The 25,966-nt window shown below is 58.3% G+C and carries 32 protein-coding genes; 15 read left to right on the top strand and 17 right to left on the bottom strand.

Features of this window, described 5'->3' with window-relative positions; genetic code table 11:
• Position 1 precedes the first annotated feature (1 nt).
• The 9 genes from AC2FIO_RS15515 (at position 2) to yddG (ending at position 7,346) form a co-directional block, all read left to right on the top strand.
• On the top strand, positions 2 to 331 hold the full coding sequence (locus AC2FIO_RS15515) for a hypothetical protein (RefSeq protein ID WP_058278908.1): 330 nt from the start codon (positions 2 to 4) through the stop codon (positions 329 to 331).
• Positions 332 to 391: 60 nt separating this feature from the next.
• Positions 392 to 778 carry a hypothetical protein gene (locus AC2FIO_RS15510; protein WP_496698737.1) on the top strand — a complete coding sequence of 129 codons (387 nt, stop codon included), beginning with the start codon at positions 392 to 394 and terminating at the stop codon, positions 776 to 778.
• Positions 775 to 1,746 (top strand): sterol desaturase family protein, encoded by a 972-nt coding sequence (locus AC2FIO_RS15505; RefSeq protein ID WP_058278810.1) that lies wholly within the window; start codon positions 775 to 777, stop codon positions 1,744 to 1,746. Before AC2FIO_RS15510 ends, AC2FIO_RS15505 begins: the two co-directional genes overlap by 4 nt.
• A 90-nt stretch (positions 1,747 to 1,836) precedes the next feature.
• On the top strand, positions 1,837 to 2,025 hold the full coding sequence (locus tag AC2FIO_RS15500) for a hypothetical protein (protein ID WP_282120095.1): 189 nt from the start codon (positions 1,837 to 1,839) through the stop codon (positions 2,023 to 2,025).
• 103 nt (positions 2,026 to 2,128) lie between these two features.
• Positions 2,129 to 2,962, top strand: coding sequence for an EAL domain-containing protein (locus AC2FIO_RS15495; RefSeq protein WP_282169819.1), 834 nt, complete (start codon positions 2,129 to 2,131; stop codon positions 2,960 to 2,962).
• Between the two features lie 183 nt (positions 2,963 to 3,145).
• Positions 3,146 to 4,321, top strand: coding sequence for an acetyl-CoA C-acetyltransferase (locus AC2FIO_RS15490; protein ID WP_109312924.1), 1,176 nt, complete (start codon positions 3,146 to 3,148; stop codon positions 4,319 to 4,321).
• A 188-nt stretch (positions 4,322 to 4,509) separates the two neighbouring features.
• A complete protein-coding gene (phbB, locus tag AC2FIO_RS15485) occupies positions 4,510 to 5,232 on the top strand; it encodes an acetoacetyl-CoA reductase (protein WP_109312925.1) in 723 nt (240 codons plus the stop codon).
• A 303-nt stretch (positions 5,233 to 5,535) separates the two neighbouring features.
• The gene (locus tag AC2FIO_RS15480; RefSeq protein WP_496698733.1) at positions 5,536 to 6,483 is read left to right on the top strand and encodes a transcriptional regulator GcvA; all 948 of its coding nucleotides are present in this window, start codon (positions 5,536 to 5,538) and stop codon (positions 6,481 to 6,483) included.
• Positions 6,480 to 7,346 (top strand): aromatic amino acid exporter YddG, encoded by an 867-nt coding sequence (yddG, locus tag AC2FIO_RS15475; protein WP_496698732.1) that lies wholly within the window; start codon positions 6,480 to 6,482, stop codon positions 7,344 to 7,346. The genes AC2FIO_RS15480 and yddG overlap by 4 nt, the downstream gene beginning before the upstream one ends.
• Here yddG and AC2FIO_RS15470 read toward each other — a convergent pair.
• The 3 genes from AC2FIO_RS15470 to AC2FIO_RS15460 all read right to left on the bottom strand — a co-directional run bounded on the left by AC2FIO_RS15470 (position 7,343) and on the right by AC2FIO_RS15460 (position 8,614).
• Positions 7,343 to 7,507: a YdcH family protein gene (locus tag AC2FIO_RS15470; RefSeq protein ID WP_082649277.1), complete on the bottom strand. Its 165-nt coding sequence runs from the start codon at positions 7,505 to 7,507 to the stop codon at positions 7,343 to 7,345. The two genes, yddG and AC2FIO_RS15470, sit on opposite strands and share 4 nt — an antisense overlap.
• Positions 7,508 to 7,628: 121 nt before the next feature.
• Positions 7,629 to 8,402, bottom strand: a complete 774-nt coding sequence (locus tag AC2FIO_RS15465) for a tRNA1(Val) (adenine(37)-N6)-methyltransferase (protein ID WP_496698729.1) — start codon at positions 8,400 to 8,402, stop codon at positions 7,629 to 7,631.
• On the bottom strand, positions 8,399 to 8,614 hold the full coding sequence (locus AC2FIO_RS15460) for a putative signal transducing protein (RefSeq protein ID WP_037316655.1): 216 nt from the start codon (positions 8,612 to 8,614) through the stop codon (positions 8,399 to 8,401). The genes AC2FIO_RS15465 and AC2FIO_RS15460 overlap by 4 nt, the downstream gene beginning before the upstream one ends.
• Before the next feature lie 56 nt (positions 8,615 to 8,670).
• Here AC2FIO_RS15460 and AC2FIO_RS15455 point away from each other — a divergent pair, with 56 nt between their 5' ends.
• Positions 8,671 to 9,669: a polyprenyl synthetase family protein gene (locus AC2FIO_RS15455; protein WP_496698727.1), complete on the top strand. Its 999-nt coding sequence runs from the start codon at positions 8,671 to 8,673 to the stop codon at positions 9,667 to 9,669.
• On the opposite strand, the gene AC2FIO_RS15450 is transcribed toward AC2FIO_RS15455, so the two are convergent.
• The 4 genes from AC2FIO_RS15450 to soxR all read right to left on the bottom strand — a co-directional run bounded on the left by AC2FIO_RS15450 (position 9,662) and on the right by soxR (position 14,527).
• Positions 9,662 to 10,483 carry a 4-(cytidine 5'-diphospho)-2-C-methyl-D-erythritol kinase gene (locus AC2FIO_RS15450; protein WP_496698725.1) on the bottom strand — a complete coding sequence of 274 codons (822 nt, stop codon included), beginning with the start codon at positions 10,481 to 10,483 and terminating at the stop codon, positions 9,662 to 9,664. The two genes, AC2FIO_RS15455 and AC2FIO_RS15450, sit on opposite strands and share 8 nt — an antisense overlap.
• Positions 10,473 to 12,185, bottom strand: a complete 1,713-nt coding sequence (locus AC2FIO_RS15445; protein WP_496698724.1) for a tetratricopeptide repeat protein — start codon at positions 12,183 to 12,185, stop codon at positions 10,473 to 10,475. Before AC2FIO_RS15445 ends, AC2FIO_RS15450 begins: the two co-directional genes overlap by 11 nt.
• 104 nt (positions 12,186 to 12,289) lie before the next feature.
• Positions 12,290 to 13,936 (bottom strand): electron transfer flavoprotein-ubiquinone oxidoreductase, encoded by a 1,647-nt coding sequence (locus tag AC2FIO_RS15440; RefSeq protein WP_496698722.1) that lies wholly within the window; start codon positions 13,934 to 13,936, stop codon positions 12,290 to 12,292.
• A 135-nt stretch (positions 13,937 to 14,071) separates the two neighbouring features.
• Positions 14,072 to 14,527: a redox-sensitive transcriptional activator SoxR gene (soxR, locus tag AC2FIO_RS15435; RefSeq protein WP_058278822.1), complete on the bottom strand. Its 456-nt coding sequence runs from the start codon at positions 14,525 to 14,527 to the stop codon at positions 14,072 to 14,074.
• 88 nt (positions 14,528 to 14,615) lie between these two features.
• Here soxR and AC2FIO_RS15430 point away from each other — a divergent pair, with 88 nt between their 5' ends.
• The 3 genes from AC2FIO_RS15430 (at position 14,616) to AC2FIO_RS15420 (ending at position 16,715) form a co-directional block, all read left to right on the top strand.
• Positions 14,616 to 14,996, top strand: a complete 381-nt coding sequence (locus tag AC2FIO_RS15430) for a VOC family protein (protein ID WP_058273569.1) — start codon at positions 14,616 to 14,618, stop codon at positions 14,994 to 14,996.
• Between the two features lie 241 nt (positions 14,997 to 15,237).
• Positions 15,238 to 15,708, top strand: a complete 471-nt coding sequence (gene greA, locus AC2FIO_RS15425; RefSeq protein WP_058278909.1) for a transcription elongation factor GreA — start codon at positions 15,238 to 15,240, stop codon at positions 15,706 to 15,708.
• Between the two features lie 14 nt (positions 15,709 to 15,722).
• Positions 15,723 to 16,715 (top strand): hypothetical protein, encoded by a 993-nt coding sequence (locus AC2FIO_RS15420; protein WP_496698718.1) that lies wholly within the window; start codon positions 15,723 to 15,725, stop codon positions 16,713 to 16,715.
• Here the strand turns inward: AC2FIO_RS15420 and AC2FIO_RS15415 are convergent, their stop codons facing one another.
• The 5 genes from AC2FIO_RS15415 to AC2FIO_RS15395 all read right to left on the bottom strand — a co-directional run bounded on the left by AC2FIO_RS15415 (position 16,716) and on the right by AC2FIO_RS15395 (position 21,176).
• On the bottom strand, positions 16,716 to 17,981 hold the full coding sequence (locus AC2FIO_RS15415) for a molybdenum cofactor synthesis domain-containing protein (protein ID WP_496698717.1): 1,266 nt from the start codon (positions 17,979 to 17,981) through the stop codon (positions 16,716 to 16,718).
• On the bottom strand, positions 17,978 to 18,469 hold the full coding sequence (mobB, locus tag AC2FIO_RS15410; RefSeq protein ID WP_496698715.1) for a molybdopterin-guanine dinucleotide biosynthesis protein B: 492 nt from the start codon (positions 18,467 to 18,469) through the stop codon (positions 17,978 to 17,980). Before mobB ends, AC2FIO_RS15415 begins: the two co-directional genes overlap by 4 nt.
• Positions 18,466 to 19,110, bottom strand: coding sequence for a molybdenum cofactor guanylyltransferase MobA (gene mobA / locus AC2FIO_RS15405; RefSeq protein WP_282120084.1), 645 nt, complete (start codon positions 19,108 to 19,110; stop codon positions 18,466 to 18,468). The genes mobB and mobA overlap by 4 nt, the downstream gene beginning before the upstream one ends.
• Before the next feature lie 59 nt (positions 19,111 to 19,169).
• Complete coding sequence (locus tag AC2FIO_RS15400; RefSeq protein ID WP_058278827.1) at positions 19,170 to 20,123, bottom strand: AEC family transporter; 954 nt, start codon at positions 20,121 to 20,123, stop codon at positions 19,170 to 19,172.
• 111 nt (positions 20,124 to 20,234) lie between these two features.
• Positions 20,235 to 21,176, bottom strand: coding sequence for a formate dehydrogenase accessory sulfurtransferase FdhD (locus AC2FIO_RS15395; RefSeq protein ID WP_432653524.1), 942 nt, complete (start codon positions 21,174 to 21,176; stop codon positions 20,235 to 20,237).
• Between AC2FIO_RS15395 and AC2FIO_RS15390 the strand changes: the two genes are divergently transcribed.
• Both AC2FIO_RS15390 and AC2FIO_RS15385 read left to right on the top strand, forming a co-directional pair.
• On the top strand, positions 21,175 to 21,891 hold the full coding sequence (locus tag AC2FIO_RS15390) for an AzlC family ABC transporter permease (protein WP_282169831.1): 717 nt from the start codon (positions 21,175 to 21,177) through the stop codon (positions 21,889 to 21,891). The two genes, AC2FIO_RS15395 and AC2FIO_RS15390, sit on opposite strands and share 2 nt — an antisense overlap.
• Positions 21,888 to 22,220 (top strand): AzlD domain-containing protein, encoded by a 333-nt coding sequence (locus AC2FIO_RS15385; RefSeq protein ID WP_058273577.1) that lies wholly within the window; start codon positions 21,888 to 21,890, stop codon positions 22,218 to 22,220. The genes AC2FIO_RS15390 and AC2FIO_RS15385 overlap by 4 nt, the downstream gene beginning before the upstream one ends.
• Here the strand turns inward: AC2FIO_RS15385 and AC2FIO_RS15380 are convergent.
• The 5 genes from AC2FIO_RS15380 to AC2FIO_RS15360 all read right to left on the bottom strand — a co-directional run bounded on the left by AC2FIO_RS15380 (position 22,209) and on the right by AC2FIO_RS15360 (position 25,965).
• The gene (locus AC2FIO_RS15380; protein ID WP_282169832.1) at positions 22,209 to 22,841 is read right to left on the bottom strand and encodes a hypothetical protein; all 633 of its coding nucleotides are present in this window, start codon (positions 22,839 to 22,841) and stop codon (positions 22,209 to 22,211) included. The genes AC2FIO_RS15385 and AC2FIO_RS15380 overlap by 12 nt on opposite strands.
• A gap of 18 nt (positions 22,842 to 22,859) precedes the next feature.
• Entirely contained in the window at positions 22,860 to 22,994 is a 135-nt protein-coding gene (locus tag AC2FIO_RS15375) for an aa3-type cytochrome c oxidase subunit IV (RefSeq protein WP_058273578.1), read from the bottom strand.
• A 68-nt stretch (positions 22,995 to 23,062) separates the two neighbouring features.
• The gene (locus tag AC2FIO_RS15370) at positions 23,063 to 23,623 is read right to left on the bottom strand and encodes a hypothetical protein (RefSeq protein WP_496698710.1); all 561 of its coding nucleotides are present in this window, start codon (positions 23,621 to 23,623) and stop codon (positions 23,063 to 23,065) included.
• Positions 23,610 to 25,448, bottom strand: coding sequence for a glycerophosphodiester phosphodiesterase (locus AC2FIO_RS15365; protein ID WP_496698708.1), 1,839 nt, complete (start codon positions 25,446 to 25,448; stop codon positions 23,610 to 23,612). Before AC2FIO_RS15365 ends, AC2FIO_RS15370 begins: the two co-directional genes overlap by 14 nt.
• A gap of 64 nt (positions 25,449 to 25,512) precedes the next feature.
• Positions 25,513 to 25,965 (bottom strand): DUF6173 family protein, encoded by a 453-nt coding sequence (locus tag AC2FIO_RS15360; RefSeq protein WP_058273581.1) that lies wholly within the window; start codon positions 25,963 to 25,965, stop codon positions 25,513 to 25,515.
• Position 25,966 lies beyond the last annotated feature (1 nt).

The following is a 25,966-nucleotide window of genomic DNA, read 5'->3' as shown; positions in this document are numbered from 1 at the left end:
GATGAAACCGGTAGTTCTGTTGATTGGAAAATTGCCCAACGTGATCGGTGATGTTGCGCGTCAATTGGATCACCTTCCGATCCAATGGCTTGGCGCGCATGATCAGGAAGAAGTCAAACGGCAGCTGGACGAAGAGCCGCGCATCGCTTGCGCGATCATGGGTGCCGGCCTTGATGACAGGATACGCGGCGAGATGGTGGGCATCATCGCGGCGCGCAGGCCCGATATCTGTATCCACCTAAAGGATCGCGCCTCGGGGCCGGACGGCTTGGTGCCGTTTGTCCAGCGAGTCGTCCAGTATGAGGTTCTGGACAGTCTGGAACATAGCTGACGCGACGCCACCTTTGACAGCCTGCCTGCCGCTTTGCACTCTGCCGCGCAGGAGGACGGAATGCCGCTTGAAATTCTATTGGTTCTGGTGGTCGGAGGCATCGCCGGGATAACCCTGTTGCTGCACCTGACAGGCAGATCCCGATTGCGCGTGCTATCGCCCGAATTGGCGTGGTCAGAATGGCTGCGTCATGCGCCGGATGATTCGATCATCGATGTCACCGTTGCACATGACGGGCACGCGGCCCTGATCCGAACCGAAACAGGAAATGGTCTGCTGTGGTCTTTTGGTGCAGACACCGTTGCCCGGCACCTGCTGGACTTTGATCTGCTGGATCACCCGCAAGGGTTCCAGGTTCAATTCCACGACTTCGGAACGCCCAAAGCCATAATCCACCTTGACCAACGCGAACGCCGCCACTGGCAGCACCTGATGGAGCCCGCATGACCGACCACGTAACTTTCCCGGACGCCGTGCAGTGGGCCGTCCCCTTTTTCATAGCTGCTATTCTGGCCGAGTTTCTGTGGATCGCCGTCAAAGGACGCGGCGGCCGCTATGAGACGCGGGACGCCGTTACATCGCTGATCATGGGAGCTGGCAACATCGCATCCGGCTTTCTGTTGGGGTTTATCGCCTATGCATTCTTCATGTGGCTGTGGCAGATCACGCCGCTGAACCTGGGCACCTCTATCCCTGTTATCCTTCTGTGCTTTGTGCTGGATGATTTCCGCTATTACTGGGTGCACCGCTTTGGTCACCGCATTCGCTGGGTCTGGGCCAGCCACGTGAACCACCACAGCTCGCAACACTACAACCTTACCACCGCCCTGCGTCAGACATGGACCTATACGTTTACCTTCATGATGGTAGTTCGCGCGCCTCTGATCCTACTGGGTTTCCATCCGGCGATGGTGCTGTTCGTGGGTGGTCTGAACCTGATCTATCAGTTCTGGATTCACACCGAGGCGATTGGCAAAATGCCCCGCTGGTTTGAGGCGGTGATGAACACGCCCAGCCACCACCGCGCCCATCATGGTCGCAATGCACGCTACCTGGACTGCAACTATGCCGGCGTTTTCATCATCTGGGACAAGCTGTTCGGGACCTTCGTGCCGGAACAGGAAGACGACCGCGTCGACTATGGGTTGGTTCACAATATCGGCACCTTCAACCCGCTGCGTGTGGCCTTTCACGAATGGGTTGGAATTTGGCGCGACGCGACACAACCGGGCCTGACAATGCGTCAGCGACTGGCTTATTGCTTTGCCCCCCCCGGCTACAGCCATGATGGCAGCCGGGACAATTCCGAACAGATTAAAGCCAAGCATCTGGACCGCCACCCGGAAGATCGTGGAACGCCCGGATTCGAACAATTCGACACCAAACAGCCCAATACGCAAGCAAAACAGGCCTGATACCGCCGACCTATCCGACCTGATTCTTGAAATCCGGCCCTCACGTCCCATATCCAATCGATGTGTGCAGTGCGAGTAACCGGAGGCAACATGACCAGACTGACAACCCTTTCCACCGTTATGGGTCTTACCGGAGTGGTGCTCGCTATGTTGACGGCGCTGGCTGGAGGCGCGACGGGGATTGTCGCGTTGGGCTTTGGTATGATGCTTTTGGGGTTCATGGGTGCGGTGGTCGGTGGCTTTGCAGCGCTGGGACGCATCTGGGAAACGACTCGTTGACCCAAACCTGACTTCAATCAATTGCGTTTGTCTTAACCGCAGATTCACACCTTTCCTCTGAAATCGTCACCGGACCGGCGGCGTTAAGGGAAACGGGTTGCACATGCGGAAGAAGGTACTGGCAGATTTGCCCGAAGGTGGGGACAGCCCCTTGAACGCGGCTGTCAAATCCCGCGATGCCTCGACGATTGAAATGGCGACCGAGGCGGTGAAGCACAAACAGTGCAAACTGGCCTTTCAACCTGTGATGCAAGCGAACAGGCAGCATGACGTCGCTTTCTATGAAGGGTTCATCAGAGTGCTGGATGAAACCGGTCGGGTCATCCCCGCGCGCGAGTTCATGCCACAACTGGAAAACACTCCAATCGGGCGCGAACTGGACTGTGTCGCGCTTGAAATGGGATTGCGGACGCTGACCAAAAACCCCGACATTCGCCTGTCCATCAACATGTCTGCCCGTTCGATCGGTTACGCGCGATGGTCACGTGTGCTGGAGCGGTTTCTGAAGAAAGACCCCAATATTGGCGAAAGGCTGATTTTGGAAATCTCAGAAAGCTCGGCTATGACGGTGCCTGAGCTGGTGATCGATTTCATGGACCGGCTGCAGCCGCGCGGCATCGCCTTTGCGCTTGACGACTTTGGGGCCAGCAATTTCAGCTTTCGCAATTTTCGCGAGTTTTTCTTTGATGCTGCCAAGATCGACGGCCAGTTCATCCACGGAATCGGCGAAAATCGGGACAATCAGGCTTTGGTACGGGCCCTGATCGCCGTGGCGCGAGAATTCGAGATTCTGGTGACCGCCGAATCAGTCGAAACACAGAAGGATGCCGAATTCCTAATTGCCAACGGCGTCGACTGCCTGCAGGGGTTCCTGTTTGGCGCCCCTACCGTTTCCGCCCCGTGGAAGGCGGAAAAGCGCAAACATACAGCCAGTTAGAGTGATTTATCCGGTCCACGCCCGACCTGAGGCAAGCTGACCGTTGCTGCAACTGCAGCGTTGCGCTATGCCATGTGGAGTTGGAGCGGGGAACATGAGGCGCTCTTACTGCCACAGAGTTGTCTCTGTGCGATCCGCGCCGTCGAATATCCCGCAGGACCTTGACGGTAAAGGATTGTCTAAATGACCAACGTAGTAATCGCATCCGCCGCGCGCACCGGAGTGGGCAGCTTTGGCGGCTCGTTTGCAAACACACCCGCGCATGATCTTGGGGCCGCCGTACTGGAGGCTGTAGTAGAACGCGCAGGTGTGGAAAAGGGCGAAGTCAGCGAAACCATACTGGGACAGGTGCTGACGGCAGCTCAGGGTCAGAACCCCGCCCGTCAGGCACATATCAACGCTGGTCTGCCGCAGGAAAGCGCAGCCTGGGGTATCAATCAGGTTTGCGGCTCGGGCCTGCGCGCCGTGGCCCTGGGTGCTCAGCACATCCAACTGGGCGACGCCGAGATCGTTGCTGCCGGTGGACAAGAGAACATGACTCTTTCGCCCCACGCCGCCGCTTTGCGTGCCGGTCAAAAGATGGGCGACATGAAATACATCGACACGATGATCCGCGATGGTCTGTGGGATGCGTTCAATGGCTATCACATGGGCCAGACCGCTGAAAACGTCGCCGAGAAATGGCAAATCAGCCGTGACATGCAGGACGAATTCGCCGTCGCGTCGCAGAACAAGGCTGAAGCCGCGCAAAAGGCTGGCAAGTTCGCCGACGAAATCACGCCCTTCACCATCAAGACCCGCAAGGGCGACATCGTGATGGACGCTGACGAATACATCCGCCACGGCGCCACCATGGAAGCGATGGCAAAGCTGCGTCCGGCCTTCGCAAAGGACGGTTCGGTCACGGCCGCAAACGCATCCGGCCTGAATGACGGCGCGGCGGCGACCCTGCTAATGTCCGCCGAAAATGCTGAAAAGCGCGGAATCGAGCCACTGGGCCGTATCGCATCCTATGCAACCGCCGGTCTGGACCCGTCGATCATGGGCGTAGGCCCGATCTACGCTTCGCGCAAAGCGCTGGAAAAAGCGGGCTGGTCCGTTGACGATCTGGATCTGGTCGAGGCGAACGAAGCGTTTGCCGCACAGGCCTGCGCCGTGAATAAGGACATGGGCTGGGATCCATCGATCGTGAACGTGAACGGCGGCGCCATTGCCATCGGTCACCCGATCGGCGCTTCGGGCTGCCGCGTTCTGAACACGCTGCTATTCGAAATGAAACGCCGCGACGCGAAGAAAGGTCTCGCCACTCTCTGCATCGGCGGCGGCATGGGCGTCGCCCTGTGCGTGGAGCGCGACTAAGTGCTTTGACAAGCGAATAGAAAAGGGCGTCCCTTGGGCGCCCTTTTTTTGTTACATTGGGGCCTTAACCCAAAGATGCGACGATATTGCCACGCGGAATTTAGAGAATCATGACGAAACAATATTGCGCACGATCACCTCTCAAAGTAACAGCATTACCAAGACGACTTTAATTGGAGGATTCCTAAATGGCACGTACAGCACTCGTTACCGGCGGCTCCCGCGGCATCGGCGCAGCAATTTCCAAGGCGCTCAAGGCCGAAGGGTACAATGTTGCAGCCACCTATGCGGGGAACGACGAAGCCGCCGCGAAGTTCACCGAAGAGACCGGCATCGCCACCTACAAGTGGAACGTCGCTGATTATGACGAATCCAAAGCCGGAATTGAAAAAGTCGAAGCCGAGGTTGGCGCGATCGACATCGTGGTTGCAAACGCGGGCATCACTCGCGACGCACCCTTCCACAAGATGACCCCCGAACAGTGGCACCAGGTAATCGACACCAACCTGACCGGCGTGTTTAACACAGTGCACCCTGTCTGGAACGGCATGCGCGAGCGTAAGTTCGGCCGCGTCATCGTCATCAGCTCGATCAATGGTCAGAAGGGCCAGTTCGCTCAGGTGAACTATGCCGCGACCAAAGCAGGCGATCTGGGCATCGTGAAATCGCTGGCGCAGGAAGGCGCGCGTGCAGGCATTACCGCCAACGCGATCTGCCCCGGCTATATCGCAACCGAGATGGTGATGGCTGTTCCTGAAAAAGTCCGCGAATCCATTATCGGCCAGATCCCAGCAGGTCGCCTGGGTGAGCCCGAAGAAATCGCGCGCTGCGTGGCGTTCCTGGCATCCGACGATTCTCAGTTCATCAATGGCTCGACCATCTCGGCCAACGGTGCGCAATTCTTCGTCTGATTTGAAGCGTAGAAAAGACAACGGGCCGGTCCATTTCGGACCGGCCCTTTTTTATCCCGTAAGAACGCGCGCGCTGCGCTCAGCGGGAACCGAATAGCCACATAAGGGCGTGTTTGATCATCTTGCCACGTTCAGCATGGGCCCGCTGAAAGGCGCGGGCAGCTGCGGGGTTGGTCGTCATTTCGATCATGGCAGTCATCCTTTCAGTTCAGCTATGTTTGACTTGAACCCAATATGCGCCTTATCAAGAAAGGCGACAAACGAGCTTTCTTTGGGTTTCAGTTAAGATATTCTTGCGTATTGATGAGCGATTACCTTCCCCCGCTAACTGCCCTGCGTGCCTTCGACGCAGCAGCACGCCACATGTCCTTTGCCAAAGCCGCAGAGGAGTTGCGCGTGACCCCGGCAGCCCTGTCTTTCCAGATCAAGTCACTGGAGGAACATCTGGGCCGGCCCTTGTTTCACCGCTTGAACCGCGCGGTTGAGTTGACCGAGGCCGGACGCGCCCTTGCCCCCGGCGCGGCCGAAGGATTCGCCGCACTGCAGACGGCATGGCAAGCTGCGCGCCGACAGGGCAACGATACCTCGCTGACCGTGACAGCAGGCCCGGCGCTGACAGCCAAATGGCTGGCACCGCGCCTGTATGAATTTGCACGGGCGCATCCCGAGATTGACCTGAAATTCTCGGCAACGTTGCGGATTATGGATCTTGAACGTGATGACGTGGATGTGGCCATTCGATTTGGTTACGGGGGGGATGAAGGATTGTATTCCCTGCAAGTTCGCAAGGAATGGCTGACACCGGTGATGACACCAGATCTGGCCGAGCAATTCCCCACCCCCGACAGCCTGCGGGACGCACCATTGATCTTTGACGATTCGATTGCGTTCCTACAACCGCCCAGCGATTGGCCGACCTGGTTCCGCGCGGTCGGAGTGGAATATGCCCCAACGCATGGCGCGCATTTTTCGAACGCAGACCACGCAATTGATGCAGCGGTTGCGGGCGTTGGCGTGGTACTGGGTCGCCGGGCTATGATCTTGAAGGACCTTACCGAGGGACGTCTTGTTGCTCCGTTCAAAACGGCTATCGAAACACAAGGCCGGTTTCGGTTTCTGTGCTTGCCAGGTGCAGAAAATAGGCCCCAAATCGCCGCCTTCCGCGACTGGTTCATGGCCGAGATCGAAAAGACCGCGCATATCTCGGACGAATTCGACATCATCCCGGTCCAAGAGGTTCAAAGCCTATGACCAAATCGCGCGCTACAGCCATCGGGTTTGCCGCCGTCTTGCTGTGGTCGCTGCTGGCCTTGTTCACCGTCGGGTCATCCCCCACGCCGCCACTGTTGCTGAATGCAATCTGCTTTTCGATTGGTGGAACACTTGGCCTGATCTGGACTTGGCGCAGCGGTGGGTTGCGGCAATTGCGGGACGTGCCGTGGACTACCTATCTGTTCGGCACAATCGGGTTGTTCGGCTATCACGCGCTATATTTCTCGGCCCTTCGCATGGCCCCGGCGGCCGAGGCTGGTCTGATCGCATATCTCTGGCCGTTGCTCATCGTGTTGTTTTCCGGGCTTTTGCCGGGCGAACACCTGCGCATGGGACATTTGTTTGGCGCATGTCTGGGGTTTGCAGGGGCTGCCGTGATCATCGCCGGAGGCGGCAGCACAGGGTTTCAGACCGACCACCTGCCCGGCTACGCCTTGGCCTTGTTATGCGCGTTGACGTGGTCTGGATACTCGGTCCTGTCGCGTCGGCTGGGCGATACGCCAACCAGCTCTGTCGCCGTTTTCTGCATTGCGACTGCCATAGCATCCGGTGTGCTGCACCTTGTTGTCGAAGATACCGTCTGGCCTGACAGTGCCTTTAGCTGGGCGTCAGTGATCGCACTGGGCCTGGGGCCGGTGGGGTTGGCGTTCTATGTCTGGGATATCGGGGTCAAGCAAGGCGACATACAACTCTTGGGGACGGCGTCGTACGCGGCACCCTTGTTGTCTACGCTAGCTTTGGCTGTGGCCGGGATCGCCGCCCCGTCTTGGGGTCTGGCGATCGCGGCGCTATTGATTACTGGCGGCGCGGCCATTGCCGCGCGGGCGAGTATGAAAACCTAGGCTGACAGGCGTTCGATCTCTTCTTTTAGCCTTAGTTTTTGTTTTTTGAGTTGAGCGATATGGAGATCATCGATACCTGGCGCGCGTTGGGCTTGTTCAACTTCAAGACCGAGAGTTTCGTGCTTTTTCTTCAGTTCGGTCAGATGTGCGCTCACGCTCATGGCGATACTCCTTCGTTGGTGTCTCAGGTTCACGTAAGAAGTTGACCACATCGTTTCCAGCCTGTCACGCCGCAGACGCACAGAATCTGTAATAAATCCGACAAATTCGGCTGGTTAATGCCTATTGATCAGTAAACCCCGGCAGCGAGGCCCCTTTGCGCAATACGTCTGAGACCTGTGGCGTATAGCTTTCCCCATCACGTTCGTGTCGATCCCCGTCGTGTAATACGACTGGCGCACGCAGCTGAAAATCGGCGCGCCCACCCTTTCTGGCCCGTAAAATTACCAATTCTGCCTTGCGACCGGCTCTAGCGGCCAGTGGCAGGATTTCGACCGATCCCAGCCGCCCTTCGCATGCCATCAATATGTCGGGAAGACGGTTGGCTTTCTGGATCATATGCAAGTACCCGCGAGGCGCGAGGCGCTTGGCCGCGCAGTCAATCCATGTCTCCAAAGGCGTTTGCTCACCCAACGCAATACTACGCCCCGTGTCATCGGCCGGGCTATGCGCACCAGCACGGTAATAAGGCGGGTTTGCGAGTACATGATCGAATTGCCGCTGTTTGAGCGTAGCTGGCAATGCACTGATATCGGCCTCGACTACCTCCAGCGGCGCGTCATTTTCCGCGGCGTTTCGGCGTGCCAATTCTGCATAGCTTGCCTGTAACTCGACCCCAACGGCCTGCAGACCCGGCACGCGGGCCAGCAGGCACAGGATCGCGGCACCCGCGCCGCAGCCCAGTTCCAACACGGTGTGACCACGTGTCGCCGGGACCGCCGCCGCCAGCAGAACCGGGTCAACACCTGCACGATACCCTGCGCGTGGCTGCAGCAAACGCACGCGCCCGCCCAGAAAATCATTTTGGGTCAATTCACTATCGGAAAACAGGTTCATCTGCCCAGAGGGATTTCGTTGTCACGCATTACCCGTTCTGCGCGGGTCAGGTCATCGGCCCGCACCATCAGGCGGCGCGGAAAGATTCCTATGCCTCCTTCGAGGATGCTCATATTTACGTCCATCTGAAAGCAGTCTATATCCTCGCCCTCAAGAAGGGCGGAAGCAAAGGCCAGAATCGTCGGATCGGTGCTGCGCAAAAGTTCTTTCATGGGGATGGATGTAAGGGCAAGGCAAGGCGGAAGTCGAGCCTTGTATCAGGAGAGTGATGAACATCGACACGATCTCGAAACCGCATGAGCGCCTGGCAGAGATTCTGGACGGCGAAATGGACGCCGTAACCCAGTTGATCCGCACGCGCATGGCCTCGGAACACGCTCCGCGCATCCCGGAAGTGACTGCGCATCTGGTTGAAGCAGGCGGCAAGCGTCTGCGCCCAATGCTGACGCTGGCGGCGGCCCGAATGTTTGACTATCCGGGTGATCATCACGTGCGACTGGCCGCGACGGTTGAATTCATCCACACCGCAACCCTGTTGCACGACGATGTCGTTGATGAAAGCGCACAGCGGCGTGGCCGCCCCACGGCGAACTTGTTGTGGGACAATAAATCCAGCGTTCTTGTCGGCGACTACCTGTTTTCCCGCAGTTTCCAGCTGATGGTTGAGACCGGGTCGCTGCGGGTGCTGGACATTCTGGCCAATGCCTCGGCCACCATTGCCGAGGGCGAAGTGTTGCAGATGACAGCTGCCACCGATCTGGGCACTACCGAGGCAATCTATTTGCAGGTCGTGCGCGGCAAGACCGCCGCGCTGTTTTCCGCCGCGACCGAAGTGGGCGGCGTGATTGCTGGCGCGGCTGAGGATCAGGTTAAGGCGCTATACGAATACGGCGATGCGCTGGGAATTGCGTTCCAAATTGCCGATGACCTGCTGGATTATCAGGGGGACAGCAAGGCGACCGGAAAGAATGTCGGCGACGACTTCCGCGAGCGCAAACTGACCTTGCCCGTCATCAAGGCTATCGCACAGGCCACCCCGGAAGAGCACGCCTTTTGGGAGCGTACAATTGGTCGAGGCCGTCAGGAAGACGGCGATCTGGACCATGCGCTGAGCCTGATGAACAAATACGGCACGCTGGACGCCACACGGTCGGATGCGTTTGGGTGGGCCACCAAAGCCAAGACCGCGCTGGATGCGCTGCCGGATCACGAGATCCGGTCGTTGCTGCGCGATCTGGCTGACTACGTGGTTTCGCGCCTCAATTAAGCTGCGTGGCGCGGCACCACCAATCGGGGTGCGCCGCGCCAATCTCGTAAGCTGCGAAATGGGCGGCTTTCATGGTTGGGTAGAGCGCAAAACAGGTCGAACCCGAACCTGACATCCGAGCCAGCAGAACATCTTTCGTATCCGACAGATCATCCAACACCCGGGCAACCTCGGGTGCGATGCCCTTTGTCGGTGGCTCTAAGTCATTGCGTTGTTCCTGCACCCAATCCGCGCATGCCTTGGGCGTCAAAAAGACCGGGATTTCATCAGGCATTGGCGGGTTGTCGCGGCTCTGCAAGGCAGAGAATACGGCGCCGGTTGGGACTTCGACATCAGGATTGACCAAAAGCGCTGGCAATTGCGGCAGTGAGACCGGCTGCAACCGCTCGCCGATGCCGCGCATCCGGGTGGCCCTTGCCATCATGCAAACCGGCACATCCGCACCAAGGGTCAGGGCAGTTTCGCTGGGGATAGCCACACCCTGATCTGCAATCATGCGCAATGTCGCCGCGGCGTCGGATGATCCGCCGCCAATGCCACCACCGTGGGGCAGCGCTTTGTTCAGGTTGATATGCCCGGTCCATCCAGCGGCGGCGGCAGCTTTCCAGACTAGATTTCGGTCGTCCGCCGGAACGCCCTTGGCGTGTTCACCGGCCACTGACATCGACAGCTCTGACCCCAGCGTGAATTCCAGCTTATCCCCGACATCTGCAAACACGACGAGAGAGTCCAGCAGATGATATCCATCATCGCGTCGGCCGGTCACATGCAGGGTCAGGTTGATCTTGGCGGGCGCGAAACCCTCAATTGCCATTGGCGACTTTCAGGGGATCGGCGCCTTCTTCGGCCAAGACCGCGTCCAGGCCCACCTCAATCTTGCGACGAATGCGCTCGGGGTCGGCCTCACCATCCGTGTCGTCGGGATCAACAAAGGACAGAGCACGCTTCCACTGAAACTCAGCTTCGCGCGCGCGGCCCACGGCCCAATAGACATCGCCAAGGTGGTCATTTACCACAGGATCAACCGGCATCAGTTCGACCGCACGCTCCATATGCGCGACGGCTTCGTCATAGCGGCCCAGTCGGAACAGAACCCAGCCAAGACTGTCGACAATATAGCCGCTGTCAGGGCGCGCCGCGACAGCGCGTTCGATCATGTTCAGTGCTTCGTCCAGCTTTTCCTGCCGTTCGACCAGCGAGTAGCCCAAATAGTTCAGAACTTGTGGTTGATCAGGGTTCAGTTCCAGCGCGCGACGGAAATCGGCCTCAGCCGCTTCCCAGTGCTTGAGACGCTCATGCGAGATACCGCGGGCGTAATACAAAAACCAGTTGCCGCTGACACCCTGCTCGGTCAGTTCGATAGCAGTGTCATAGGTCCCAACGGCATCGACATAGTTTTCTTGCCGCCGTTGCAGATCAGCCAGGGCTACATGCACACTGGGCAGGCTGGGGCTTTGCGCCGCGAGGTTCTGCAGAACTTCGGCGGCTGCATCCGTTTTTCCCGATCGGCTCAGAACCTCGGCCCGGCCCAACTCGGCCGCGTGGTAATCGCTGCTGGTGGACGGCACCATACGATAGGCTTCGACGGCCAGGTCATATTGTTCCAGTGCATCCAGCAACTCGGCGCTTAGTAGGATTGCGTCCACGTGGTCCGGGCTCAGAAACGCGGCAATCCGGGCATAGAGAAGTACATAGTCCTGTGACGCCTCGCTGCTGAGCGCGGCACCGACAGAAAAGAACACTTCAGCCATACCGTCCTGCGCCGACTGTATGTGTGTAAATGGCAACGTTTCACCCGCCTTCAAACGCGCCACGTAACCTTCGATGGATGGGTCGCTGCCCGCCGCGAAAACGTCTTTCAGATATTGCAGGGCGTCTTCGTTGCGGTCCAGCTGCGACAATACTTCGGTCCGGGCCAAGGCCGCCCGGCGCGAGAACCGCGACACCGCTCCGTTGTTTGCCGCAAAAATCTCTTCGGCCCCTTCGAAGTCACCAATGGACGCCAGCGCCAACGCCTTGTGGTAAAGCGCGAATTCCAGAAGCCCCTCTTGGGTGCCAACTTCGTCGAACTTTTCCATCGCTTTGGTCATGGCACCTTGCGCCACATAGACCCAACCCAGAACCAAGCCATCTACTAATGGCCCAACGCCTTGGGTTTCAGGATCACGTGCAAGCAACTCATCGAGCTTTCCGTCGTCGATCAGGTTGGCCATAATGACCATCTTTGCCGCCTGACTTGGTAGTTCGAGCGCCTCAATTGACTGCGCAACCGGCAGCGCGCGCTCAATCTCGCCCAATGCAAGACGCGCTACGACGACGTTTTCCAGAAGTTTGCCATTTTCGGGATCGGCGCGCAGGGCCCGCGTATAATATTTCTCGGCAGAAATATAGTCGCTTTGATAAATCGCCTGACGTCCGGCCAGATACGACCCAGAGCCAGAATCCGACAGCGCCGGGAATGCAAATGCCGAGGTTAACAGCGCGGCAAATGCCGCGCGACGAACGAGGGAAGCCACCAAAATCCTGCCTTGCTATCGTTGACTGGACAACAAGCTAGGGCTTTGACCGGAAAGAGGCAATGGCAGAGCCTTCACGACCCCGCCATTGCCCATGTTTTCGCTTACATGTTGGGATAGTTCGGTCCATCCCCGCCCTGCGGCGTGGTCCAGGTGATGTTCTGACTGGGATCCTTGATGTCGCAGGTTTTGCAGTGGACGCAGTTCTGGAAGTTGATGACGAATCGCGCGCCATCTTCATCCTCGACCATCTCGTACACACCAGCCGGGCAATAGCGCTGCGCCGGTTCGTCGAACTTGGGCAAGTTTACTTTGACCGGGATTTCCGGATCGGCCAGCTTCAGGTGGCAAGGCTGGCTTTCCTCGTGGTTGGTCATCGCAAAGGAAACGTTGGTCAGACGGTCAAAGGACAGCTTGCCATCGGGCTTTGGATAATCGATGGGCTTGTGCTTGCTGGCCTCTTCGGTCGATTCAGCATCGTTCTTGCCGTGACCCAGCGTGCCCAGCAGCGAAAAGCCCAGCGTGTTAGTCCACATATCCATGCCGCCCAGCATCAGGCTGGCGGTCAGGCCGTATTTCGACCACAGCGGCTTGACGTTGCGCACCTTCTTCAGGTCTGCGCCGATTGCACCTTCGCGCACGTCGGTTTCATAGGCGGTCAGTTCATCACCCGAACGCTCGGTCTTGATGGCATCAAACGCCGCTTCAGCCGCCGCTTTGCCCGACAACATCGCGTTGTGGTTGCCCTTAATGCGCGGCACGTTGACCATGCCTGCGGAACAGCCCAACAGAGCCACGCCCGGCGCGACAAGCTTGGGCATCGACTGATAGCCACCCTCGGTAATTGCACGGGCACCGTAAGCGACGCGCTTGCCGCCTTTCAGCAGCTCGGCCACCATCGGGTGATGCTTGAAACGCTGGAACTCCATGTACGGATACAGATGCGGGTTCTTGTAGTTCAGGTGAACCACGAAACCGACATAGACCTGATTGTTTTCAAGGTGATAGATGAACGACCCGCCGCCCGCGTTGCTGCCCAGCGGCCAACCCATCGTGTGCGTGACCGAGCCTTCCTTGTGCTTGGCCGGGTCGATCTCCCAGATCTCTTTCATGCCGACGCCGTATTTCTGCACCTCTTTACCAGCAGAGAGGTCATACTTGGCGATCACTTCCTTGGACAGCGAACCGCGCACACCTTCCGACAGGAAGACGTATTTGCCATGCAGCTCCATACCGGGCTCGGTCTGCGGCCCATATGATCCATCAGGCTCCAGACCGAAGACACCGGCGACGACGCCTTTGACTTCGCCTTTGTCGCCGTAGACCAGTTCGGAACACGCCATGCCGGGGAAGATTTCCACGCCCAGTTCTTCCGCCTGTTCGGCCATCCAGCGGCAGACATTGCCCATCGACACGATATAATTTCCGTGGTTGTTCATCAGCGGCGGCATCGGGAAATTGGGAATGCGGATCTTGCCCGCCTCGCCCAGCATGTAGAAGTTGTCTTCATGCACCGGCACGTTCAGTGGCGCGCCTTTTTCTTTCCAGTCCGGGATCAGTGCGTCCAGCCCACAAGGGTCCAGAACCGCGCCCGACAGGATATGCGCGCCCACTTCCGAGCCCTTTTCCAGAACCACGACGTTCAGGTCGGCATCCAGCTGTTTCAGACGGATGGCCGCCGACAGGCCCGCGGGGCCTGCACCCACGATCACCACGTCGTATTCCATCGCTTCGCGTTCAATCTCGGCCATCGCGGGCTCCCTAGCTAACTTTCCGAATTGGCGCTTTCACTGCATGCTCTGCGCAATTTTGTTTCACGGCTGATTACATGGTCGCAAACACCTTGGTCAATCAAAACACGGCGTAACTTTGCTGCAATGCGGCAGTTATGCCTCTGGTGAGTCCCCCATCAGGTACCTGGGACCGCTACCATTGGATTTTGCGCGGTCATCCGGGTTGTAGAGGGCGCATTTCGGCAGGCTTAGACATCCGCAACCAATGCAGCCATCCAAATTGTCGCGCAAGCGCGTCAGGGTATCGATTCGCTGGTCCAGATGGGCCCTTAGCCCCTTGCTGATGTCCTGCCAATCCTGCGGTGTTGGCGTGCGGTTTCCAGGCAGGCCAGACAGGACCTCGCGGATCTCGGGCAAGGTCAGGCCGAACTGCTGCGCAATCATCACAAAACTCAGGCGTCTGATATCTGCGCGCTGATACCGCCGCTGCCCGCCCGCATTGCGCCAGGGCGATATCAGACCTTGCGCCTCATAGTACCGGATCGCCGAAACGGCCAAGCCTGTGCGCCGGGCCAATGCGCCAATTGCCAACCCTTCCGAAGCCGCCATCACATCCTCCTGAAAAATCCCTTGATCTAAAGTTAGGTTTAGGAATTATGGTGAGTCGGGACAAGCCTCAAAACACGAAGGAGATCCTATGATGGCGACACTTGAACACACCAACTTCACCGTTCGCGACCCGCAGGCCTCGGCTGCGTGGATGCACAAGGTGTTCGGTTGGAAAACACGCTGGGAAGGCCCGGCAATTGCAGGCGGTTACACGGTTCACGTGGGCTCCAAGCACACCTATCTGGCGCTTTACGCGCCCAGCGATCCACAACCGTCCGGGGAAAGCAGCTATGACATCGTCGGTGGGCTGAACCACGTGGGCGTTCTGGTCGAAGACATCGACACGACCGAGCAGAAGGTGATCGACGCCGGTTTTACGCCCAAGTCCCATGCTGATTATGAACCGGGTCGGCGGTTCTATTTCAATGACGACAATGACATCGAATTCGAAGTGATTAGCTACGATTAAGGCGTTCTGGGAAACACCCGATAGATTCTTCATCGCCAATGCCCCGAGAGCCACGAGCGTGGCAGGGTATTGGCGATTCAGACTTTTCCCGAACACCATAGGCCGTAATCCGCGCGTTGTGCGACCGAGCCCCCTTGCAATTCACGCCTCATTTGGGTCAGTTAATTGACGACCCATCAAATCGCCCCGACGCGTGTCTCATGCGGCGGGGCGAACCAATTTATGCGTGGACGACAAGAACATGGAAAAAATTCCAATGACGCCTGCGGGTAATGCCGCGCTTGGGGCGGAGCTCAAAAACCTCAAGTCCGTCGAGCGCCCGGCGATCATCGAAGCTATTGCCACAGCGCGCGAGCTGGGCGACCTGAAGGAAAACGCCGAGTATCATTCGGCCCGCGAAAAGCAGGGCTTCATCGAAGGGCGCATCAAAGAGCTGGAAGGCATTCTGTCGCTGGCTGATGTGATCGACCCCGCCAAGCTGAACGGCGCGATCAAATTTGGCGCAAAGGTCACCCTGGTGGATGAAGACACTGACGAGGAAAAGACCTGGCAGATTGTTGGCGAATACGAAGCCAACATCGAAAACGGCCTACTGAATATCAAATCACCCATCGCGCGGGCGTTGATCGGCAAGGAAGAAGGCGACAGTGTCGAAGTACGCACCCCCGGCGGTGTGCGGTCCTATGAAGTTCTAAGTATCGAGTATGCCTGACCGGAGCCTTGACCATGTCAGAGCCCAATCCCGAACAAGATCCCGAACGGCCGACCCCTTTGGGTATATATGATAAGCCTTCACATCCTTCGGTAACCGAGATCGAGATCGTTGCCGTCGCGCTTAGCGTGGTTTGGCTGATTGTGTCGATTGTGTTTCTGGTGCTTCCCGACGAGGTCGATGGCGGCGGATTCGTCGTGACTCTGCTGGCTGTTTTCATGCCGGTGGCGATGATTTGGGTCGCCGCTATGGCGATGCGTGCCAGTCGCGTCATGCGCGAGGAAAGCGCTCGGCTGCAGACAGCGATAGATGCGATCCGTCAGGCTTACGTGATTCAGCAACAGCGCGCCGCCAGCTTGCAAGAACCCGGTGTCAGCAAAAAGCTGAACGAAATCGCCGAGGCCACCAAAAAAGCAGAAACCGCGCTGGCGACGTTTTCGTCGAAACGGACCGAGCCGGTTCGCGGCGAAGCATCTGTTGCCACAGGCGACCAGACGTCTTTGGAACTGGGCACCCCGGCCGAAGAAATCGCGCCACCATTGACGACCGATACCTTCATTCGAGCGCTGAATTTCCCGGAAACGCAGGATGATGCTGAAGGGTTCGACGCCCTTAGGCTGGCGCTACGAGATCGCAAGACCGCTCAACTGGTGCAGGCTTCGCAGGACGTGCTTACCCTGCTAAGTCAGGAAGGCATCTATATGGACGATCTGCGTCCGGATATGGCGCGTCCCGAAATCTGGCGGCAGTTCGCACAGGGCGCGCGCGGCCGCGCGGTTGCCGCGTTGGGCGGGATCAGGGACCGGTCTTCGCTGGCACTGACGGCAGCGCGGATGAAGCAGGACCCGATATTCCGGGACGCCGTGCATCATTTCCTGCGCCGTTTTGATCACATGATTGTTGAATTTGAACCGGTTGCCAGCGACGCGGACCTGACCGCTTTGGGCGACACGCGAACCGCCCGAGCGTTCATGCTGCTGGGGCGTGTCGCAGGTACCTTCGATTGATCACAGTCCAAAGCTGCCATAGGGAATAAACCGCACCAGATCGCCCGGCCTGATGTGACATGCGCCATCCTGAATCTCGACCAGCCCTTCGGCCCAGCTAAGGCCGCTGATACGACCCGAACCTTCTGAAGCAAAAACCTCGACCCGACCGTCTCGGACACGGGCGCGCAGATACTCGCGCCGCCCCGGTTTTTTGCGCTTTTCGAAATTGGCTGGCAGGTCGAACCCCAGCGGCTGAGACCAGCCCTCGCCCGCCATCAGACCCAGCGCAGGGCGGGCAAAGATCAACGTGCAGACTTTGGCAGCGACGGGATTACCCGGCAGGCCAAATACGGGCGTTTCGTTCCACATACCCAACGCCAATGGGCGGCCTGGTTTCAGTGCGATCCGCCACTCTTGCATCGCACCGGCCTCTCGCAACAGGGCCGAGACGTGATCTTCATCCCCGGCGGACGCACCGCCGCTGGTCAGAATGACGTCGGCCTGTTCCGCCGCTTTGTTCAATCTGTCACGCAAATCTTCCCGGTCGTCAGACACGCGCCCCAAATCCACCGGACAAAAGCCCAGCCGCGCGATCATCGACAACAGCATCGGACGGTTGGCGTCGAAAATCTGACCGGGTCCGGCGGATTCTCCGGGTTCAACCAGTTCATCTCCGGTCGAGAGCACCGCAACGCGTAGCGTTTTGCGTACCGCAAACTCGGCAATCCCGGTTGCGGACAGAAGGGCCATATCAGCGGGAGTCAGCCTTCGCCCTGCGGGCAGGACCATGTCACCTTCGGCCACATCTTCACCGGCTTTGCGGGTATTTGCGCCCAGTTTCAACGGGCCGTGAAAGGCGATGTGACCATCCTGAACGGTCACGTCCTCTTCCAGTATGACCGTATCCACACCAGCAGGCAGCGCTGCGCCGGTCAGCACGCGCAGCGCCTTGCCGTGTGGCACCGTGCCATCAAACGGAATACCAGCCGCAGCGCGCCCATCCTGCAGCGGCATCACTTGGGGGCCCTCGGAGACAGACCCGGAAAATCCATAGCCATCCACAGCCGTGTTCGGTTGCGGCGGGTTTGAACGTTTCGAAAAAACGTCTTCTGCCAGTATCCGCGCCACAGCCTGCCCGATCAGAACGGTTTCGACCGAAGTCACCACCGTCAACCGAGATCGCAACAAGGCTAGCGCGTCGTCCACAGGTGTCCAGTTGACCCCGGCAGGCAAGGCAAAACAATCGTTTCGCAGGGGCGGAGGCGTGATGTTCGGCGGCGTCATAATCCGACCTCTTTCAAGATGAAATCCGCGACTGCGGCGGTGTTGTCCAGATCAAACACCGGAACCTGTACCTGCAGGGGCGTATCGCTGGCGACAGCGCGGATCGTACTGTTTTCCCCGGCCATTAACGCATTGCCGGCCTCAGCGCGAAACGCTTCGACCTTGGGGTGGCTTTCTCGTTTGAACCCTTCGATCAGAACGAGGTCGACCGGAAGCAGCCGCGTCAGAAGATCAGCCAATGGCGGCTCAGGTGCGCCGCGCAGTTCCTGCATCACCGCAATGCGCTTGCCGGATGCCAACAGCACCTCGGACGCACCGGCTTCTCTATGGCGGTGGCTGTCGGTGCCGGGCTGGTCGACATCGACGGCGTGATGCGCGTGTTTGACCGTCGAAACCGTGAAGCCGCGCCGAGTAATCTCGGCCACTAACCGCTCCACTAGGCCGGTCTTGCCTGCGTTTTTCCAGCCGGTGACGCCGAAGACCCTCATGCCTGTTCCAGCAGCTTTTGCGCCCGCGCCAAATCGTCGGGCGTGTTGACGTTGAAGAAGGGATCGAAAGGTTCCGCAGGAAACAAAGCTTCACGACCGTCATGTTTGTCGGTCCACAGCACAACCTTGCGCAGCCCGTCATTCAAGGCATCCCGCAGATCATCGCGCAGGGCGACAGGCCAGAGCCCAAATGTCGGATGCCTGTTGACCCGCTTGCCGCCGCCGGACTTTAGAGCTTCATCCCCGGTGCGCGGCGTGGTGGCCAGCACCAGAGGATGTGTTTGCCCTTGGGCAGCGTCGGTCAGCCGTGCCACAAGATCGCGTGGAAAAAACGGCGTGTCAGCGGCGGCTGTGACTATGCTGTAGGCGCCTTGCTTAGCAGCCCAGTCGAGCCCCGCCAGCACACCCGCCAAAGGCCCGGCGAAACCTTCGATGGTATCGGGCAGAACCGGCAGGTTCAGATCGGCGAACCGTTCGGGGTCGCCATTGGCGTTCAGCGCCAGACCGTCTACCTGCGGGCCGAACCGGTCAATGACATGAGACAGCAGGCTTTGCCCCCCGATCTGCAACAGACCCTTGTCGCCGCCGCCCATACGGGTGGCGAGGCCGCCTGCGAGGATTACGCCCAAAGGGGTGTTCATTGCTGCACCTTGTTGCTTGCGTCCAAGTGATCCATAGATCGCAACTTTGTAGAGCGAACTCAATTCAATTGGAACGCGGTAGGATGCAGATGATGCAGGACAAACAGCCACAGGATCAAAGTCCCGACCGCCAGGAACGAGGTCGCCGACACGATGTGAGCGGCGAGTTGCGGCTCCTGATCATAATGTTTGGCCAGCAAAAAGATGCTCTTTGCCGTGGGCGCTGCTGCAGAGACCGTCGCCGCAATGATCCAAAGCGGATCCAGGCCGATCAAATGCCCCGCAAGCAGCACCACCCCCGGAACAACGAGAAGTTTTATTACTGTCAAGAACAGGATCATCGGTCCAGTCTGAACAATCGTGCGAACACTTGTGGTGAACCCGATCGCAAACAGCGCAACAGCTGCAAGCGCCTGACTCATAAGCTCTAAATAATCCGAAACGGCGTCAGAAAACCCAATACCTGTGAAAGAGTAAAGAACGCCCAACAACGTTGCAGCGATTATCGGGTTTTTCAAAACATTCAGAAGGATCTTGTAAATGGGTGTCTTGGCGCTTGCCTTGTGCCCGGCCGAGGTCTCTAGAATGGTGGTCATGATCAACAGCAGAATGGCGACCACCAGATTTGCCAATACGGCCGGCAGCGCCCCCTTTGATCCAAAAATCGCATGGAGGATGGGCAGCGCAACCAACGCTGTGTTCGAGGCAACGCCAGCAAAGGCCAAAACGGTTGCTGATCCGACCTGAAAACTCGTCAGCGCCTTCAAACCGATGAACAGGACGGCAAAAAGAGCCAGTATCGTACCGCCATACGACACGTAGAAACCGTAGTTTAGAAGGTTCTCAAACTCCTCCTGACCAATCAGGTAAAACATGATGGCAGGGATCAGGACGTAAACCGCAAACTGCACCAGAGCTTCTGACGTGTCTTCACCCAGAAGATTCGTCCAAGAAAACACGTACCCCGTCAAGATCACCGCGAAGACCGGTGCAATTAAACTGATTAATTCCATAGCTTCCCTACGTGGCAACCATCCAAAATTCCACTCTGAGTTGCTCCACCTTAGTGTATATCTTCTGGAACTTGCAGAGTTTTCTCAGAACGACTGGTTACCCAACGGATTTCAGGACTGGGAGCTTTTCCTTTTGTGTTTCTTATCCTCGACCGCCACAGTCGCCGGATCCACATCACGCATCAGTCGGTCCTGACCTGAAAGACATACAAAGCGCTGCCCGCGCATCCGACCGATCAGTGTCAGTCCGACTTCGCGGGCAATCTCTACGCCCCATGCGGTGAAGCCCGATCGCGACGCCAGAACCGGGATGCCCATCATCGCGGTCTTGATCACCATTTCCGAGGTCAGACGTCCGGTGGTGTAGAGGATTTTGTCTTCAGCCCCCTCACCTTCGGACAGCATCCAGCCGGCGATCTTGTCGACAGCGTTGTGGCGGCCCACGTCTTCCATATAAACCAACGGGCGGTTCTCGTGACACAGCACTGTACCGTGGATCGCCCCAGCCTCAAGATACAGCGACGGGGTACGGTTGATCTTGGCCGCCAGATCATAGAGCCACGACGTGCGGACCGAGACCTGCGGCAGGCGCACGTTCTCCAATCCTTCCATCATGTCACCGAACACCGTGCCGACCGCACAGCCACTGGTGCGGGTCTTTTTCTTCAGTTTGTCCTCATACGAGGTCTCGCGCGCAGTGCGCACGATCACGGTTTCCAGATCATCATCGTATTCAACGCGCGTGATCTCATCATCTGCCAACAGCATCCCCTGATTGCGCAGGAAACCCAGCGCCAGGTATTCCGGGTAATCGCCAATGGTCATTGCGGTCACGATTTCCTGTGAATTGAGGAAAATCGTCAGCGGGCGCTCCTCGACCACCGAGATCCGACTGACCTCACCATTCTGGTCCACGCCTTCAACGGCGCGGGTCAGGCGGGGCGCACCGGGATCTGGGGCGATGATGTAGTCTGACTGGTTCTGTTCCGTGGCCAATTGCAACCCTTTCCCAAGACCGCTACTGCTGCGGGGATCACCATAGGATTTAGCCATGGCAGACACCACATCCAAGTCATACTTCTGGAAGGGTTTTCGCGACGGGACCCCGTTCATTTTTGTGGCGATCCCGTTTGGCACCCTGTTCGGCGTCTTCGCGACCGAGGCCGGGTTGAATATCGTGCAAACCATGGCCTTCACGTCCACTGTCTTTGCGGGTGCTGCGCAGTTTGCCGCGCTGCAATTGCTGCAGGATCAGACGCCGACGGCCATTATTCTTGTCTCTGCCCTGGCGGTGAACCTGCGGATGGCGATGTATTCAGCGTCACTGACGCCCTATCTGGGCGCTGCGCCGATGTGGCAGCGGGCCTGTGCCGCCTACCTGACTGTCGATCAGTCTTATGCCTGTTCGATTGTGCAGTTTGAAAAAGAACCCAGGATGACAGTGCCCCAGCGCATGGCTTATTTCGTGGGCTCGGTCACCCCCATCACGCCGCTATGGATATTTGCGACTTATCTGGGCGCGGTTCTTGGCACGCGCATTCCCGAAAGCTGGGCGCTGGACTTTGCCTTGCCGATTACATTTCTGGCAATGATCGGGCCAATGATGCGCACCCTGCCCCATGTGGTGGCTGCGCTGGTCGCCATTGTCGTTTCTTTGATGACCGCTGGCATCCCATACAATCTGGGCCTGCTGATTGCCGGATGTGCCGGCATGATGGCCGGTGCTCAGGCCGAATTGTTCGCCGAACGCAGAAAGGCCGCATCATGACCCCTGTTGATCCGGTCACGATCTGGTCCATCATCATTGGACTTGCCATTGGCAGTTATAGTTTGCGGTTTGTCTTTATCGGCCTCGTCGGGGATCGCCCGATGCCTCCCTGGCTGTTGCGCCACTTGCGCTATACCGCTGTCGCCATCCTGCCCGCCCTGATTGCACCGCTGGTTGTTTGGCCAACCGCAACCGAAGGGCAGCCCGACATTCCACGGATGGCGGCCGCCGCGGTTGCGCTGAGCGTCGGAGTGATCACAAAGAATGTGCTGGCAGCGATCTTCAGCGGTGCCGCAACTCTGTACGGGTTGCTGTACTTATTGGGTTGAGACCGTTTCCAGTTGGTTCAGTGCCGCATTGTTGGCGGCCAGACCTTTTTGCAGGTCGGCATCGTCGTTCTCACGATACTCCGTTGTCACAACACCCGGAATCTGACCGAACTGATCTGACAGCTTGACCGGAAAAAAGGTCACGTCGATCTGTTCGAACCCCGGAACCTGCTTCAGCAGCGACGCGGTGGAATTCGCACAATAGGCGCCAGCGACCGGACCGGATTGTTTGGCCAGCTGCAAGGCAATCTCGGCCTGTTGCGGGCTCACCTGAATCGTCTGGATACGCGCATAATGTGTCTCGCGCGCGTGTGAGCTGCGATAGGCGCGCTCGACATTCGGGGTGATACCGTACAGCACGTCGTCCTTGATCGGAACCACATCTGCGCGGAAAGACCCCGCAGGATCAAAGATCACCCGCTCGCTGCCGCTGATCATCAACGAAGTATGGGCACCAGACCCGGTGCGCGTGCTGATCATCGTATACAGCGTCAGGGTCGAAGGCCCCGGATCACGATAGGATCGGGCAACGACCTCGGCCCGGTCGGCTTGCGGGCGCTGCGATCCCGTGCAGCCAGCAACAGTTGCTGCCAGCAGGCAGGCAATCAAAATCCGGATCAAGGTCAACCCCGTTTTGGATTATGCGGCGAAGACCGCCAGGAACAGGCAAAGGAGGGCGATGGCAACCACACACCATGTGGTGGCTTTGACGAACCCATCAAAGGTTTTGGTTTGAACAGTGATATCCATTTCGCCGTGCTTGTGTTCAGCCATGAGTCTCAGAATCCTAATTCGCGTGTTTGAAATGTTGGATAATGGAAAATCCGGGGCCTGTCACCACGTCATTCGCGCGCAGGGGCCAAAGGTGGAAACACCGAGCACCCCGGATACCCAAAACCCCAACGCCAGGGCAGGCCCGAACAGGGGCCGCCGCCGAATCGGACCGCCGCGTACATCGCCTCGGCCGTGACGGAATGGGCGGTGCGAACCTGTTCGGCCGTCATGTCATAGCGTTCGGCATATTCCTCGGCATGGTCTGTCCCATGCTTTTTGACGCAGGCACGCAGGGTGTCGTCCGCGGACAGGCGCGCGTCATAACTGTCTTCGGCCCGCAAAGCCCCGCCGGCATGGTGATAGGCGCGATCATGGGTCACACAGCAGTATTCCCACGGTGGGTGCGCCTCATACAGTCCCCGAAAGCTGGGGAACGTATCCGCCACAAAGCGCCAACTGGCCGAAAGACCACCCGAACAGCCATCCGTTTCAAACGGAGTCAACTCTGCGCTGCTGCGCTCCGCCATCAGGGAGCGATGCGCGGGCAACTCAAAGCTGCGCATGACGTCTTGCGCGAAGGCTGGCGAGGCACTCAACAAAAGGATCGCTGCCAGATTAAGGGCTTTCATCGCGCATCGCCTCAGTATCAAAGGACATGCCAAAGGTCGTCGCCAGCCATAACAACAACCGCTCTGCCGGCCCCAATTCGGCGCGCACACGCAGAACTTCATTTGCCATCGCTGGTCGGTCCGTGATCAGCCCATCCACCCCCATCGACGCCATCGCCGACATTTGCAGCGGATCATTCACTGTCCAGACATAGATGTCCTTACCCGCCGCATGGACCGAATTGACCAAACCCGGCGTCGCCATCGCGGCGTTCACCGCAACAAAATCACCTTCGAGACCCGACAGATCACCCACAGCAGTCGCGGCCAGAACACCGGCGCGCCAGTCGGGGCGAATCGTCTTCATCTTTTGCACTGCCGGGTATTTCAGGGACATCGTTGCAATGTCGTCCTGCATGCCCAGTTCTTCGACGAGGGCGACAACCCGATTCTCAAGGTCTACGTCGTGGCCGTAGTATTTCAGTTCGATAATGACCTTGGCCTTGCCCTTCGCCGCCTCCAGCACGTCGCGCAGCGTCGGCGTCCGCTCATCTGCGTATTCAGGGCCAAACCAGCTGCCGATGTCGATCTGATCGATATCCTCCATCGTGGCATCCCACACCTTGAGGTTAACACCGGCCAGTTTCATAAAATCACTGTCATGGGCGACGATGACTACATCATCCGCTGTTTCCTGCACGTCGATCTCAACCCAGTCGGCCCCGTCCTCGATCGCCTTGAGAACCGAGGCCATAGTGTTTTCGGGCTTCAGCGCGGCAGCGCCGCGATGACCGATAACCTCTGCACGGTCCGATGCCTGCACCCTTTCCAGAAGGTGCTGCCCGAACCATATCCCAACAAGAACAGCAACGATGGCGGCCCCAACAGCCGTGACCATTGTTCTGCGCAGGTTGCGCGGCTTTGGAGGGGTTGGTTCCGATGTCTGGATATCAAAGAACCCATCGAGCAGCACTGCCAGTGCGCCCAGAGCCGTGGCTGCCAATACCAGTCCGGCCAGTGACCAGATACCGGCGACGGCCAGGCTGTAAATCAGGGCCAATCTCAGGTTGGCTGCGCCTTGCAGCGGCACCAGTGCGAACAAAAGCCCGGCCACCCAGGCGATCACGGCAGCGATGACAAAGCGCACAGCCAACCAGATGGCCAGTTCTATCTTGAGGCGTCCGCGCATACCTTCCATCCGACTGGCACTGATGCCAAACGCATGTCCGGGGTGAACGCCCTCGAACAAAACCAAATGCAGCGACAAAGCCCAGGCTGACAGGCGTCGGATCAACACCCAAGCCATAGCCAGCGCAACCGCCCCGATCAGCACCACAGCCACCCAGAATGAGGGCGGGTGGAATGTCAGATAATAGTTGATGTCATACTCAGTCAGCGTCCACCACGCGATCACGGCAGAAACGATCGCAAAGGGCAGAACCAACAGCAAAACACGCACAACAAAGCGCACCGCAAATCCGAACAGGGATGGAAGCCGCGACAAGATCAGCCTAATCGAAGAACTGCCGGCGCGCCATGGGTCCGGCTCTGCCATCCGCAGCGACCCGGCCATGACCGAGAAGACAAACACTTCGGCCAGTAGAAACAGGCTGAGCACCACAACGGCCGCAATAAACCCGGCAGGTGAGAGAATGAATGCAGCGATCGCCTGATCAGTCAGCGCCGTCTGGTTGGATAGCGATACGGCAAGATTCACCGTGATCGCCACGCCGGGCGCAATCAGCGCAACCAAAAGCAGGCGCACAACGAGATAGATCGGCACAAAGACACGGCGACGGGCCCACGCACCTTTGTAGGCACTTGTAACGGCAGAGAAAGTGGTCACGTGAGGCCCCCTTGAATGGTAAACTCATTCAAGGCTGCGCAGACGTGAATTGCAAGTCAGGTGATCAGCTTTCTTCCAGATCCGCCGCCAGACGGAACCCGATCCGGTTGGCTGGTTTATCCTCAACCGATTTGGGCAGGGCCCGCAGCATCACGTTCAACTGGCTGACATGTTGTACAAGCTGAGTGCGCGCGCCGGTCGCATCGGACCCATAAAAGGTGATGATATCGGGATCGAAATACCCCATCCCCTCGATCCGCATGACGCCTGCGTCGCCGCCGGTGAATCCCATCGCAACCTCTTGGTCGCCGGTCAGCGTCTTTTCGAAATTCTGGATATAGAGGATCAGCCGCTCATAAGCCCACTGTGCGGGGCTTTTCGTTTCGACCGGCTTTTGCAACGGGCCGGGCAGGTCTTTTGCGCCTGACTTTGCTTCGGGGTCGGAATGCACTTCGTAGCAGCGCGGCAAAGCTGCGGCTTCGGCGGCCTCGGCCGAGGTTTCGATCTGATCCTGCATG

Source organism: Ruegeria sp. CDSB086 (assembly GCF_059611065.1).
Note: the sequence above shows the minus strand (reverse complement) of the source record. Positions and strands in the feature narration are given on the sequence as shown.